11 protein-coding genes and 1 pseudogene are annotated in these 12958 nt (G+C 63.6%); 5 read left to right on the plus strand and 7 right to left on the minus strand.

The genetic code is table 11. The features are described 5' to 3' along the window. Window positions 1–7: 7 nt before the first annotated feature. The 5 genes from BLR75_RS16915 to BLR75_RS16935 all read right to left on the minus strand — a co-directional run bounded on the left by BLR75_RS16915 (window position 8) and on the right by BLR75_RS16935 (window position 5056). Window positions 8–934 carry a transporter gene (locus tag BLR75_RS16915; RefSeq protein WP_084311201.1) on the minus strand — a complete coding sequence of 309 codons (927 nt, stop codon included), beginning with the start codon at window positions 932–934 and terminating at the stop codon, window positions 8–10. Between the two features lie 67 nt (window positions 935–1001). Next, on the minus strand, window positions 1002–2252 hold the full coding sequence (locus tag BLR75_RS16920; RefSeq protein WP_084311203.1) for an acyl-CoA dehydrogenase family protein: 1251 nt from the start codon (window positions 2250–2252) through the stop codon (window positions 1002–1004). Window positions 2253–2404: 152 nt separating this feature from the next. Next, window positions 2405–3397 (minus strand): AraC-like ligand-binding domain-containing protein, encoded by a 993-nt coding sequence (locus BLR75_RS16925; protein WP_084311205.1) that lies wholly within the window; start codon window positions 3395–3397, stop codon window positions 2405–2407. A 131-nt stretch (window positions 3398–3528) separates the two neighbouring features. Then, window positions 3529–4005: a RidA family protein gene (locus BLR75_RS16930; protein ID WP_084311207.1), complete on the minus strand. Its 477-nt coding sequence runs from the start codon at window positions 4003–4005 to the stop codon at window positions 3529–3531. Window positions 4006–4021: 16 nt separating this feature from the next. After that, on the minus strand, window positions 4022–5056 hold the full coding sequence (locus BLR75_RS16935) for a quinone oxidoreductase family protein (protein WP_084311209.1): 1035 nt from the start codon (window positions 5054–5056) through the stop codon (window positions 4022–4024). 149 nt (window positions 5057–5205) lie between these two features. Between BLR75_RS16935 and BLR75_RS16940 the strand changes: the two genes are divergently transcribed. The 5 genes and pseudogenes from BLR75_RS16940 to BLR75_RS16960 all read left to right on the plus strand — a co-directional run. Continuing rightward, window positions 5206–5583, plus strand: a complete 378-nt coding sequence (locus BLR75_RS16940; RefSeq protein WP_084311211.1) for a winged helix-turn-helix transcriptional regulator — start codon at window positions 5206–5208, stop codon at window positions 5581–5583. A gap of 204 nt (window positions 5584–5787) precedes the next feature. Beyond that, the gene (locus BLR75_RS16945) at window positions 5788–7107 is read left to right on the plus strand and encodes an alpha/beta hydrolase (protein WP_084311213.1); all 1320 of its coding nucleotides are present in this window, start codon (window positions 5788–5790) and stop codon (window positions 7105–7107) included. Between the two features lie 14 nt (window positions 7108–7121). Continuing rightward, a complete protein-coding gene (locus BLR75_RS16950) occupies window positions 7122–7559 on the plus strand; it encodes a hypothetical protein (protein ID WP_084311215.1) in 438 nt (145 codons plus the stop codon). Next, the gene (locus BLR75_RS16955) at window positions 7543–8628 is read left to right on the plus strand and encodes an alpha/beta fold hydrolase (protein WP_084311217.1); all 1086 of its coding nucleotides are present in this window, start codon (window positions 7543–7545) and stop codon (window positions 8626–8628) included. The genes BLR75_RS16950 and BLR75_RS16955 overlap by 17 nt, the downstream gene beginning before the upstream one ends. 252 nt (window positions 8629–8880) lie before the next feature. Further along, window positions 8881–9111 (plus strand): annotated as a pseudogene (locus tag BLR75_RS16960) (helix-turn-helix domain-containing protein); the annotation flags it as partial. A 145-nt stretch (window positions 9112–9256) separates the two neighbouring features. Here BLR75_RS16960 and BLR75_RS16965 read toward each other — a convergent pair. Both BLR75_RS16965 and BLR75_RS16970 read right to left on the minus strand, forming a co-directional pair. Beyond that, window positions 9257–10627 (minus strand): DUF1329 domain-containing protein, encoded by a 1371-nt coding sequence (locus BLR75_RS16965; RefSeq protein ID WP_084311221.1) that lies wholly within the window; start codon window positions 10625–10627, stop codon window positions 9257–9259. 26 nt (window positions 10628–10653) lie between these two features. After that, a complete protein-coding gene (locus tag BLR75_RS16970) occupies window positions 10654–12465 on the minus strand; it encodes a DUF1302 domain-containing protein (protein WP_245726161.1) in 1812 nt (603 codons plus the stop codon). Window positions 12466–12958: the final 493 nt, after the last annotated feature.

Raw genomic sequence — 12958 nt, forward strand, 5'->3', positions numbered from 1 at the left:
AACGGCGTCAGAAGATCTTCAGCAGGCGAAAGCCGACGCGAAACTGCTCTTCCGGACCGTTGCGTACCTCGATGTCCTGGCCCACCTGTCCAAGCAACTGCACGCTCGGCGTGAGCATGTGCGCCACCGAGAACATGACTCTTTTGCTGTTCAGCCCATCGTCCAGGTCGACGCCGTCCAGTTCGTTCTCGCCGCCCGTGGTGTGGTAGTAACTGACGGCGGCGAAGTTGCCCGGCGAGAAGTTGTAGCGAAGGTGGGTTTGCGTCTCGAAGATGCGGGACTGCTTTCGCGTCATCCCGGCGAAGTCGTCGTTGTCGCCGAAGAAGTCCCACTCGGCGGTAATCTCCGCAGCGAGGTTGCCGACCAGGGACTGGGTATAGGAGGCATGCACGATGCCTTTCCAGCGGTTTTCGCCGATGTTCATCGCTGCGTCGTCTTCGTCGTAGTTGCCCAGCGGCGCGGCAATCCAGGTTCCGAAGGACAGGTAGCGCTGATGCTCCGGGTCGTTCAGTAGCCAGAAGGCGCTGCCGAACATGGGATCGCCGACGCCTTCGGCACTGTCATTCCGGGCGCCGCTCATCCTCAGGCTGCCGAAGGGGACGATGACCTGTGGCGCGGCGAGCACCGGGCCCCACTGGACGTAGTGAACCGCGCGCAGCGCGGCGATGTCGCTGTCCAGGCCGAACCCGGAGGCATCCTGCTTGTGGCCGTCCAGGTAGATGTCGTTGCGTTCCGCGTGGTTGTAATACAGCAAGGCCAGGTTGGTGCCCGCCGGAAAGGCGACGTAGTCCCCGGGGTCGGTGGCGATGACTCCGGCATTGGCGGCCATGCTGCCCAGGCAGAACAGGCCCGGGATCAGTCGCCGGAAGAAATCGTCTGAAGGGCGGAATCTCGCAAGGGATTCGATTCGGTTGTTTGCGCTCTTGTTATTCATTGTCGCGACTCTTTGTCTGTGCACTGGCTATTCGCTGCCGGTTCCGGCAAACCCGCGTGCCGCCGAACTAGCGGTGAAATACCGTGGCGGTCGAGTCATAGCCTTCGTGCTGCATCAGTTCATGCAGTTGGCGACGGCGCACACCCATGTTTCCGCCATCGAAGAGGGGGAATGCCAGGGCGTCCTGCAGCATGCCGGGCAGCGGCGAAGACAGATGGTCGTAGCTGTCGATGCCGACGACGCGCATCAGGTCGGTGATGACCTGCACGGCGGTTTCCGAGCCGAATACCTTTGCCTGCAGCGACAACTCCAGCGCTTCCGGCGCCTGCTGGTCCAGCGCGAAGCAGGCCCGGTAGCTAAGGCTTCGCACCGCCTCGATGGCGGCCTTGGCATCGGCGAGGGCGTAGCCGACCGCCTGGTGGTGGATAATCGTGACCTCTCCGCCCCGGCGTTCCGTCCTGGCGAAGTGGAGGGCGGTGTCGAACGCGGCGCGCATGACACCCAGCGACATGACGCCAACCAGCGCGGCGGTGGCGGAAAAGCTGGCATCCACCAAGTCCAGGCCGCGTCCTTCCTCGCCAACCACGTTCTCCCGCGGAACCCGCACGTCGTGGAGGCTGAAGTTGGAGGTCAGGTGGCCGCGGTGCCCCAGCGAGTCATGGAAGCGGTTGACCGCGAAACCTTGCACGGGGCCGGGCACCAGGATGACGGAGACGCCCTGTTCGGGCGCGGCATCCGGATCGGTCCGGCACACCACGCTGAGCAGATCCGCACCCTTGCCGTCCCAGCCCGAGGCGCTGGACACCCACTGCTTGGAGCCATTGATCACCCAGTCATCGCCATCCAGCACGGCTTGGGTCCGAACCCCGCCGCCTGCAGCGGCTGAGCGATAGTTGGCGCTTCCACCGGGTTCGCTGGAAGCAAGGGCGGCCAGGGGCGCACCCGTGCATTCGAGGAAGGGGGCGATGAAGCGTCGTTGCTGTTCGGGCGTTCCGGCCAGGAACAGGGGCATCAGGCCCAGGAGGTTGGCGAACATCGTGAGGGAAACATTGACGTCTTCCGCGTAGAACTCCTCCGCGACGACGGCCATGTCGACCATCCCGCTCCCGCCACCGCCAAACGGCTGGGGAATCAGCTGCTGCAGGAAGCCTTCGCGGATCAGCTCTTCATAGAAGGGGCGGGTCGCCTGGAAGCGGCTTTCCGGGGTCGGCAGGTGGCGGATGGTTTCCGTGACCTGGCTGAGGGTTCGTCTGGCGAACTGGCGGGCGCGTTTCTGCAGCTCGACCTGCGAGGGTGTCAGCGTGAAATCGATGGCCATGAGATGGCTCTCCAGTAGCGAGTGAATGAAAGCCACGCGCGTGACAGTCGGTCACGGCGCAGCTGTCGACTCGGATGCTATGGAAGGCCTCGGGTGGGTTCTTCGCTGTGGATGCAGCGTTTTCTTGACTGCCAGCGCACTCCGGTTGCGCGTCAACGGCCTCTGGCATGCTGCGCCCGGTATTCACGGGCGCTGAGCTGGAAGCGATTGCGGAAGACCCGGCTGAAATGCGCGGAACTCTCGAAGCCCCAGGCAAAGGCGAGGTCTGTGATGGAGTGGCTGCGGGCGGGCAGGGCGGCCAGTTCGCGGGCGCAGCCGTCCAGCCGCATGTCCTGGATGTAGCGCGCCACCGTGGTACCCGTACCATGAAACAGTTGGTGCAGGTAGCGCAGCGAAATGCCCAGGCTTTTCGCAATGGACTCGGGCGACAGTTCCGGTTGGCGAATGCGCTCGGCAATGCAGGCATAGGCGCGATTGAGGTGGTAGGCCCGGAGGTTGCTGGCCGGGCCGGGCAGTTGGCGACTCAGTTCGCTGAGCGCTCCCGACAGCAGGTCGAGCGTGCTTCCGGAGACATAGCGTGCGGTTTCGGGATCGATCGCATCACGCTCATACAGCAGTGAGTGGAGCTGCGTCGCCAGCAGGCGGCCGATGCCTTGCCCACCCGATACCCGCAACGCCGTGCATTTGTCCGGGTCCTTCAGCCTGCCGCGAAGCAGGTCGCGCGGCAGGCGGACGACCAGTTGTTGCAGATGGCCGCTGAATGCCCACTGGAAGGGGCGGCTGCAATCGTAGAGCACGCCATCACCGGGCCGGAGCGACACGCTGCGCTCACCCTGGGCCAGCAGGCCTTCGCCCTGCAACTGGAGGCTGTAGAGGAAGGCGTCGTCAGGACTCTGCACGATGTGCTGGCGGTCGTGCTCGCAGCGGCATTCCACCGAAGTCACCCGGCTGAGATGGAGCACGCCGAGTTGCTGCTCGATCAGTCTTGCACTGAGCGGGCGGCTGGCTTCCAGGCTGATGCGCAGTGGTGCGCAGCTACGCTCGACCGCTGCTTCCCAGGCATCGACGTCGTCGAAGAAGGCTTCATTGAGCGCCCCTTTGGCCACCTCTGCGGAATTTGCCGTGAACAACTGGGAAGAGTTCATCTGTGCACCCCTGGCTGGACCTCAGCCCTGGATTATCCGCATATCTGCCCAAGGCCAGGCTTTGTCCTGCTTGCCAGAAGCCTTGCCATGAGTGCCATCCTCGCACTCGCTGCCCGCTCGTCTTGCGTCGATCAGTCGAGTGGTTGCACGAGCTCCATGCTCAGGGCCAGGGCGACCGGGAGGTTTCCCGGCAGGTTGCGCACCCCGCAGACCGTTCGCACATGTCCGGCCCGCTCGGCAAAGACCTCGGCCAACAGCTCCGAGGCGCTGTCTATCACCTGCGGATGGCTGGTGAAGGATTCCTCGCAGGCGACGTAGGCGTCGAGGCGCACGATCTGCCTGACCCATTCGAAACTGCCGAGGTAGTGGTGGGCCTGGGCCAGCGCGTTGAGCGCACTGACCCGGGCCGCCTCGCGACCTTCTTCGATCGAGACCTCCCGGCCGAGCAACCCTGTCAGGAGGGGCCGTCCTTCGAGCATCGGCCCCTGCATGGAGATATGCAGCATCGAACTCGCCTCCACCACCGCCCGGTAGGCTCCCAGCGGAGCGGGAGGCGAGGGCAGTTGCCAGCCGAGTGCGTGCAGGCGTTGTAAGGCCAGATCGCTCATGACTACCTCCTGCGCTTCACTCTGCCCACGGCAGCAGGACGATGCTGCCGCGCGCCTGGTTGCTGCCGATCCGCTCGTGAGCCCGGGCGGCCTCGGACAGCGGCAGCACGCAGTCGATCACCGGCTTGATCTTGCTCTCGCGGATCGGGTCGAGCCATGCGGCGAAGTCTTCGATATCGCCGACCAGGGTCCCACGCAGCTGCTTCTGGGCGAAGAAGAAGTTGCGGATATCGAAGGTCACCTCGGGGCCGGCCATGAAGCCCATGGCGACGACGATGCCCTGCGGCCTCACTGCGTCGATGGTGCGGGCGAGGATATTGCCGCCCAGGTTGTCGATTGCCACATCGACGCCACGGCCAGCCGTCCATTTGCCGATCTCCGCGACGAAGTCCGCCTTGCCCGAGTCGATCACCCGTTCGGCGCCCAGGCTCTGCGCCAGTTGCGCCGATGCCTCGTTCTGCACGGTCACGGCGACATGGGCGCCGAGCGCGCGGGCGACCTGGATGCTCATGATCCCGGTGCTAGAGGCACCCGCATGGACCAGAACCCGGTCACCGGCTTTCACCTCGCCGACGATCTGCACAGAGCGGATCGCGATGAGCAATGCTACCGGCATGGCGGCGATCTGCTCCACCGGCAAACCGGTGGTGTCGCGCAGCAGGAAGGCCTCGGGCACGACCGCATACTGGGCATAGGTGCCCTGGATATGAGTGCCGGGAATCGCATAGCTCGCAGCGGTGGTGACCGGGCGGATGTGTGCCTCGGCAGGATCGATCGGGTAGCCCGGCATGGCGATCACGCGTTCGCCCACCTGGAAGCGGGTGACGCCGACGCCCAGTTCGGCAACTTCGCCCACGGCATCCGAACCGAGGATGTGCGGGAACGCCAGGTGGGGATTGATCTGCCCCAGGCGGACATAGTGGTCGAGGCGGTTGATACCGGCCGCCAGGACCTTGACCAGTACCTGGCCGGGACCGGGAGTCGGGGTCGGGATGTCTTCGACGCGGATCTGTTCGGGGCCACCAAAGGCACGAATCACTGCAGCTTTCATGTTGAGTCCTCTAATCGACTGGATGGGATGCAGAAGTAACCTGCGTTCCAAAAGGTGGCGCCCCAGTTGGTGATAGCATCGTATTTGCTGTAGGGTAATTTTGGAAAGTAGGCACTTTTTTGTTACGTAGTAACCTTTTGGTAACCAATATGGCGAATCAAGACGAGCAGACCCCCTTCGTGCTGCGAGAGAACTGCCCTCAGCGGCGCATCCATTACGTACTCAACGGCAAGTGGACATCGATGGTGCTCTATGCGCTCAGCCGCGGCCCGCTGCGCACCGGCCAGCTGGAGCGGACGTTGCCGGGCATCTCGAAAAAGATGCTGACCCAGACCCTGCGCGAGGTGGAGAACGCAGGACTGGTCAGGCGCGAGGTGTTCAACGTGGTGCCGCCGAAGGTGGAGTATTCGCTGACCGAGTTCGGCGAAACCTTCGTCGAGCCGCTCCATGCGCTTTACGACTGGGCGGCCAGGAACTCGGCGGCGCTGGATCAACTGGAGCGCAATATCCAGGAAGCCGAGGGCTGACGGTCCATCTGCGGAAATTGAAACCGACCCGAGCCCCTGCATTCATGGCTGACTAGGTGGCAAGCCCGCAGGCCGCAGGCTGGGAGCCAACCCGCAATCATTGCGCGCCACCCCATCCCCCCAATCCCCACGGGTGGGCGCGCGGGCGAATGGCGATCGGTAACCTTTGCGAATGGTTTTCTCCACTCGTGCAAGGACCACCGAATGAATACCGCTGAAGACCGGCAAACCAACTCCACGGCAAATACCGGCATGCCGTTGGTGTTGCGCGCTCGTGAGCCCGACCGGGAGGTGCGCGCATTCCTGCGCTCGCTCAACCTGCTGACGCGAGCACGGAGCACCGATAACCACTCGCTTTCCCGGCTGCCTCGACTTCGCCAGGTCTGGCGCCTGGCGGCTCTTGCGCTGGGTCGCCGGCCTCAGCTGGAATCGGTGATCGAGCGGGAGATCGACGGCCCTGCAGGTCCCATTACCCTGCGGATATTCACCCCCGCCAGTTCGGAGCAGGCATTGCCGGCTTTCCTCTGGTACCACGGGGGCGGGTTCATCATCGGAGGCCTCGATACCGGCGACTCGATCTGTCGCAGCATCGCCCTTGCCGCCGGCTGCATCACCGTCGCGGTGCGCTATCGCCTGGCACCGGAACATGATCTGAGTGCCGGCCGCGAGGACTGCCTGGCCACGCTGGAGTGGCTGGCGCGCAATGGCGCCGAGTTGGGTATCGATACCAGCCGGCTGGCGATCGGTGGCGATTCCGCCGGCGGCAACATCGCCGCAGTGGTGGCTCAGGAGAATTTCCGCCGCGGCGGCCCGCAACTATGTATGCAGGTCCTGGCCTATCCGGCAACCGACCTAGTGCACGAGTTTCCCTCGCTGGCGGAGAACGCCGAAGGCTACCTGATCACCGCTCGCCTGCTGGAGCAGATGAAGCAGATCGTAGCCGGCTCCCTGGGCACTCTGGATGCCGAAGACCCATGGCTCTCGCCGCGCCGCAGCGCCGATCTCCATGGACTGCCAGCTGCAGTGGTGATCAGCGCCGGCTTCGACCCGATCCGCGACGACGGCCTCGACTATGCCGCACGCCTGCGTGCCGCCGGAGTGCCGGTGGAAGTCCTGCACTACGCCGGGCAGATCCACGGCTTCCTGAACCTGGACGAGGTGTTCGGCTCCGGACGAGATGCATTGCAGCGCGTCGCCGATGCGCTGGCGCGGGTGTTCCGACTCGAGCCCATACACAACCGGACCATCGAAATCGCCGACGAAGTGCCACAAGTGCAGTCGTCGCTGTTGGCTGCCGCAAATGAAGTGGCGACTTCCACCCTGACCGCCTGGGTGGCGACCGAGCTCTGGGGTAATACCCTGCTGAGTCTGCTGTCGCCGAAGGCGGCCACGGTTTGCCAGTTCCTGCTCAAGCCGTGGTCCATCCCCGTTGCATTGGTCAGGGGCAGGATCATTGCCCGTCTCGACCGGCTGGATGCACACCAAACCTATCCGACAATGAAAGATTGCTCAGCGGAACGCTGAGCAAGGAGCTACGCATGAAAATCCTCGACCCCTTGCGCCTCTGCCGAGAAGCCCTGGACAAGTTCGAAAGCGGAGTCAACTCGCTGGCCGCCAGCAAATTCGAGACCAGGGAGTTCGCTCGGGTGCTCAATCGGGTTTCCAAAGTGGCCTGTGGCGCCAAGTACGTATCGGAGAGGACACTGGACGGCATCCAGAAATGCCTGGGACTGCCCAGCCGCTCCGAAATCGACAACCTGGCTGCGCTCCTGGGACGCGTCGAGGACAGGATCGACCAGTTGACCGCGCCGTCGGCCGATGCAGCGAGTGCGCCACGACCGTCACGGACTCGCCGTCCGCAAGAGAGCGCAAGTTCGCAGCCGACCAGGAAAAAGGTCAACAAGGGTGCAGGCAAGCCGGCCACCGCCGCAAGGCAAGCCGGCAGCGGGGAGGTGGGCAATGGCGTCGCTTCGTAACGGCAAGGTTTCCGCTGTGTCCCTCGTCGAGCGGTTGCGCAACGAAGTCGATCAACTGTGCAAGCGCAGCATCAACGGCCTCGAATATCTCAGAACGCCGGCTCCGCAGGTCGGCACGACGCCAAGGACCCTGCTGCACCGGCGCGGTACCCTGGCCCTGTACCATTACCAGGCCACGACCGAAGAGGTGTACCGGGTGCCACTGCTGTTCGTCATGCCGACGACCAACAAGGCCTCGATCTTCGACCTGGCGAAAGGGCAGAGCCTGATCGGCTTCCTGCTCGATCATGGTTACGACGTCTATGTGATGGACTGGAACGCGCCGACGACGCTCGAACGCCACCTGAAGCTGGAAAACTACGTGCTGGACTTCATTCCGGACTGCATCCGTCGCGTACAGGAAAGCTCCGGGATCGAGGACGTCACGCTGGTCGGCTACTGCATGGGCGGACTGCTGTCGACCATATACGCCGCGCTGCATCCCGATGGCCCGGTGAAGAACCTGGTGCTGTTCACCACGCCGACCGACTGGACCCGGATGATCTTCCGCAAGGTCGTCGAGGACGAGCAGTTCAGCCCGGACCGGGTGATCAATTCGCAGGGCCTTCTTCCTCCGACGGTGTTCAAGCGGCTGGTCGAACTCCATCGGCCCGCCGGCCCCATCGCCACCCAGATTCGTCTCTGGGACAACATGTGGAACGAAGACTACGTGCGGAATTTTCGCATGATGCTGAGCTGGGGCGACGATACGCTGCCGCTGGCGGGTGACTACTACCGGCAGATCGTCGAGGAGTTGCTGCGCAAGAACGGCCTGTACGAGGGCACCCTGTGCCTTGACGGAAAGCGCGTGGAACTGAAGAACATCCGGATTCCGCTGCTGCACGTGATCGCCGAGCACGACACCCTGGTGACCCCGGAGTGCGCGCGGCCGCTGGTGGCAGGCGTGAGTTCGCAGGACAAGGAAGAGCTGATCCTGCCAGGCGGCCACGTCAGCCTGATGGCCGGCCCGGCCGCCATCCGGCGGCTGTGGCCCAAGCTCGACCAGTGGCTGGGCAGGCGCTCGGTCTGACCCAGACTCGATTCAAGAAACGCCCCGACAAGTTCGGGGCGTTTTCTTTTGTGGGCGATGAATTATTTGCGTAGGAGCGGCCCATGGCCGCGAAAGCACGAAAGAGCATCGTGGGCATGGCCCACTCCTACCGGGATAACGGCGTAAGAGGGTGGCCTGATGGTGTAGGGTGGTGTTGAGCGCAGCGATACCCACCATCGGTTCCATTGCGGATTACAGCCAGTACGACCAGATCAACGCGGAGACAGTGTGATGAACATCAAGCCAATTCGCTCCAAGGAAAACTTGGCAGAGGCCTTTGTACGCATGGAGGAACGGTGGGGTGCCGAAACCGGTACGCCAGAGGGCGACGAACTGGAAGCGCTGGCGGTACTGATCGAGAAGTACGAGGACGAGCACTATCCGATCCCGCCGTCCGATCCCAGCGAAGCCATCAAATTCCATATGGGCCAGCAGGGACTGACACTATGCGATCTGGAGCCTCGCAAAGGAAAGTAGGGCGGGTGCAACCCGCCAATTCAGAGGCGTCATGGCGGGTTTCACCCGCCCTACAGCGTGGTAACACCAGAAACAAAAAACCGACGCCCTGCAAGCAGGGCGTCGGTCGGATGGTTACAGCTGTCTTGTTTCAGCGAATGCCGGCGTTACGCAGTGCGGCCGGGGTGAAGTCGTTCATGGTGAACTTCTGCCCGTACTGGTAGGCCTGCTTGGACTCGTTGATCATCCCCAGCACGGCGTAGCGGCCGGCGATCAGGTCGTACAGCGCCTGCACGGCATAGATACCGGCGCCCTGCTGGTAATCCAGCACCTGGAAGCCCTCGCCGACGCGCCACAGCTGGCCGCGGCCGTCGTAGTGGTCGACTTCCACCAGTTGCCAGGTGTCCTCGTCGAAGTACATGTGGCGTTTGGCATAGATGTGCCGTTCGCCCTGCTTCACGGTACCCACCACTTCCCACACGCGGTGCAACTCATAGCGGGTCAGGTCCTGGTTGATATGGCCCGGCTTGAGGATCTCCGCGTACTTCAGCTTGGGCGACCACAGCTTGTAGTTGTTGTACGGGATGTACATCTCCTTCTTGCCGACCAGTTTCCAGTCATAGCGATCCGGCGCGCCGTTGTACATGTCCGAGTTGTCGGCGGTACGCATGCCGTCGGCAGCGGTGCCCGGGCCGTCGTAGGAAACCTGCGGGGCGCGGCGCACGCGGCGCTGGCCGGCGTTGTAGGCCCAGGCCATGCGCGGTTCCTTGACCTGGTCGATGGTCTCGTGAACCAGGGTAACGTTACCGGCCAGACGCGACGGCGCGGTGATCGCCTGGGTGAAGTAGAAGAGGACGTTGGCGCCTTTCTCCGGGCCGACATCCGGCATGGCCTGCGGATAGCCGATCTTCTGCTCCAGTTCGACGATGCTGAAGGCGCCGCTGGCCTGCGGGGAAGCCTGGGCGGTGACGTTCTTCATGTTGGGGCCGCGATAACGGGCCTCATGGTTCCACACCACTTCCACGCCATTCTTCGGAATCGGGAAAGGGTAGTAGTGCGACTGCTCGAAGTTCTTCAGGCCGTTGCCATTGTTGACCGTCTCGGTGGTCACGGCACTCTTCTTCGCGGCGTCATAGATCGATTGCGGCGCCGCGGCGCTGCGGCGGGTCGGGTAGACCGGGATCTTGTAGGTGTCCCCATAGCGTTGGAACATCGCCAGTTGGCCGGCCGTGAGCTTGTCCTTGTACTGCGCGACGTTGTCCTTGGTGATGACGAACAGCGGTTTGTCGCTCTCGAACGGATTGCCGAGGAAGCCGTTGCCATCCACCGGAGCTGCGCCCGGCTTGAGGCCGCCGGTCCAGGCGGGAATGCTGCCGTCGGCGTTGCCGGCCTTCTCGGCGCCCAGTGGGGTCAGGCTGGTGCCCAGCTTGGCGGCTTCATCGGGGGAGACAGCTGCCATCACGCTGGAGGCCATCAGGGAAAGCGCCAGGGCGCCGGTTTTCAACAAAGTGCTCGATTTCATGTTTCCTGCCCTCTATCAGGCGTGTATCAGAAGTTCACACCAACGCTGAGCGAGACGAAGTCCCGGTCGGTGTTGGTGTTGAAGTCGCCCCCAAAGAAATCGGTGTAACTGAGGCTGGCGGTGTAGATGTTCAGGTAATCGGCATCCACGCCGACGCTGACTGCCTTGGCGCCTTCCTCGAAGTTCGGTCCACGTCCCTCCACGTCATGCGACCAGGCCAGGTTCGGCGCCAGGTTGATGCCGGCGAACACGTTCGGGTAATCCAGCCGGGCGCGGGCGCGATAGCCCCAGGAATTGGTGGTGTAGAAGCCGTGGCTGTTGCACTCGACGACTACCGGGCTGGTTGCCGGATCGGCACAGGCGACGCCCGGAGTCACGCCGGCGCCGAAGGTCGGGCTGCGACCGAAGCGCACGTCGGTGCCGTCGCTGTCGCCCAGTCCGTTGATGCGGTTGTAGCCGACCTCGCCGACCAGGGTCAGGCGGCTGGCGCCCCAGACCTGATCGAAGAACTGGGTGGCGGTCATCTGCGCCTGCAGTACCGGGAAGCGCTTGTAGCCGGGAATTTCCGCGCCCAGCACGTTCTGTGCGAATCCGCTGGTGTACAGCGGCGAAGTCGGCACGCCGAGCGCCGCACTGGTCAGGTCCGGCGTGCTCAGCTGCAGCGGCTGGTTCGGCCGGAAGCTCAGTTCGCCGCCCAGCGCGGTGCCGCTGACGTTGGTCTGGAAGCTCAGGCCGTAGAGGCGGATATCCTCGGGGAAGTCGACGAAATAGCGGGTGTTGCGGATCGCATTGACCTGCGCGACCTGCCGCGCCAGCGGCGTGGCGCCAGCCAGAGACGTGGTGGAGTGAATCTGGCTGAGGAACGGGTTGCGGCTGTGGTAGTTCATCGCATAGGCGCCGAACTCGGTGTCGTTCAGCTCCGGCACGAACCAGCGCAGGGCGATGCCGTACTGGCCGCCGTCGCGCGCATCGTCGTCCTTCAGGCGTGGGATGTAGGCGTTGTCCGTGCCCGCGGCGATGGCAGCCAGGCCACCGGTGTTTTGTGCCACACCGGGCGCCAGGTCGAGGCCGGCGGTCACCAGGCGGTCGTTGCAGCCCGGCGGGACGCCGTCGTTGCCGAAGAAAGTGCCGCAGTTGTCGATTACCGACTTCTCCCACTCGATCTGGTAGAAGCCCTCGGCGGTGAGGTTCTCGCTCAGGCCCTGGGACAGGTAGAACATGTTTACCGGCACCAGGCCTTCCTTGATCTCCGAACCCGGACGGCGCAGGGCGGCCACGTCGATCGGGTTGATCACGTTGATGCCGTTCTGGATGAAGGTGCTCTCGCCCCAGCTGACTACCTGCTTGCCCAGGCGCACGTTGCCCGGCAACTCGCCAAGGTTGTAGTTGTAGTAGACGAAGGCATCGAGGAACTCGGCGCCGGAGGACTTGGCCAGGTCGTCGCGACCGCTGTCGTCGATGTCGTAGAAGTGCTGGCTGCCGTCCTTCTGTTCGAAGTCGTACCAGTACTTGCCACGAATGAAGGCGCCACCGTCGCCGTATTTCAGCTCCAGGTCGTGCAGGCCCTTGAAGATGGTCGAGAAGTTCTCGCCGCTCTTGAAGTTCAGCCGGCCATCGTCGAGGGTACGGCTCGCGGCCCTGCCGGTCTTGCCCAGCGAGTTGGCGTTGGAAATGAAATCAGGGTCGGCGCCGGTGGTCGACCAGCTCGCGCCGATCGACAGCGATGAGTCGAACTTGCCCTCGATCTCCCCGATATTGAAATCAATGGCGCTGGCCTGCGCAGTCCACGCCAGTGCCACCGCTGTGGCCAGGGCGTGGGGGCGGAATGCTCGGCGCATTTTTATTGTTGTTGGCAGCATGCGTACTCCAGAGGATGAAACGGTTGGAGACTTCATGCTATGCACAGCGCCGGCTGGCCTGAATTGCCTGTTCTGGCAATTTCACGGCATTACCCGAAGGGTTTAGGTCGGCGCGTCGGCAGCGAATTTCCGCTGCTACTGATCGGTGAAGCGGGATAGCTGTATCCGAAGGTAACAAGCGCTGGCGGAACACCCGCTCCCGGTCCAATTACCTCCTATGGCTGATTGAGCGCCGGCCTGGGCGGGGCGAGCATCGCAGGCGTGAATAATTGCATGCGGTAAGTGCCCATGGCTCCGTTCAGTCACCTTCAGGACATCCCAGTCGATTGGTCCGCCAAGACTGGTAAGGATCGGTACGACACACTGCCTCCGGCCGCCGGGCAAGCCAGACTGCCCAGTGCATTCCTTTCCCGCACACGCCTGCTGGACAGGTTGCTGGGCGTACCGAAGCGCCTGCACCTGCTCTGCGCAC

The organism is Pseudomonas jinjuensis (assembly GCF_900103845.1).
GTDB lineage: Bacteria > Pseudomonadota > Gammaproteobacteria > Pseudomonadales > Pseudomonadaceae > Pseudomonas > Pseudomonas jinjuensis.

What these genes read in the sequence shown, in the direction of transcription:
- BLR75_RS16955 (WP_084311217.1), top strand. Translation starts at nt 7,543, where the DNA reads ATGGCGTCGCTTCGTAACGGCAAGGTTTCCGCTGTGTCCCTCGTCGAG.
- BLR75_RS16965 (WP_084311221.1), bottom strand. Translation starts at nt 10,627, where the DNA reads ATGAAATCGAGCACTTTGTTGAAAACCGGCGCCCTGGCGCTTTCCCTG.
- BLR75_RS16940 (WP_084311211.1), top strand. Translation starts at nt 5,206, where the DNA reads ATGGCGAATCAAGACGAGCAGACCCCCTTCGTGCTGCGAGAGAACTGC.
- BLR75_RS16930 (WP_084311207.1), bottom strand. Translation starts at nt 4,005, where the DNA reads ATGAGCGATCTGGCCTTACAACGCCTGCACGCACTCGGCTGGCAACTG.
- BLR75_RS16915 (WP_084311201.1), bottom strand. Translation starts at nt 934, where the DNA reads ATGAATAACAAGAGCGCAAACAACCGAATCGAATCCCTTGCGAGATTC.
- BLR75_RS16920 (WP_084311203.1), bottom strand. Translation starts at nt 2,252, where the DNA reads ATGGCCATCGATTTCACGCTGACACCCTCGCAGGTCGAGCTGCAGAAA.
- BLR75_RS16935 (WP_084311209.1), bottom strand. Translation starts at nt 5,056, where the DNA reads ATGAAAGCTGCAGTGATTCGTGCCTTTGGTGGCCCCGAACAGATCCGC.
- BLR75_RS16970 (WP_245726161.1), bottom strand. Translation starts at nt 12,465, where the DNA reads ATGCGCCGAGCATTCCGCCCCCACGCCCTGGCCACAGCGGTGGCACTG.
- BLR75_RS16950 (WP_084311215.1), top strand. Translation starts at nt 7,122, where the DNA reads ATGAAAATCCTCGACCCCTTGCGCCTCTGCCGAGAAGCCCTGGACAAG.
- BLR75_RS16925 (WP_084311205.1), bottom strand. Translation starts at nt 3,397, where the DNA reads ATGAACTCTTCCCAGTTGTTCACGGCAAATTCCGCAGAGGTGGCCAAA.
- BLR75_RS16945 (WP_084311213.1), top strand. Translation starts at nt 5,788, where the DNA reads ATGAATACCGCTGAAGACCGGCAAACCAACTCCACGGCAAATACCGGC.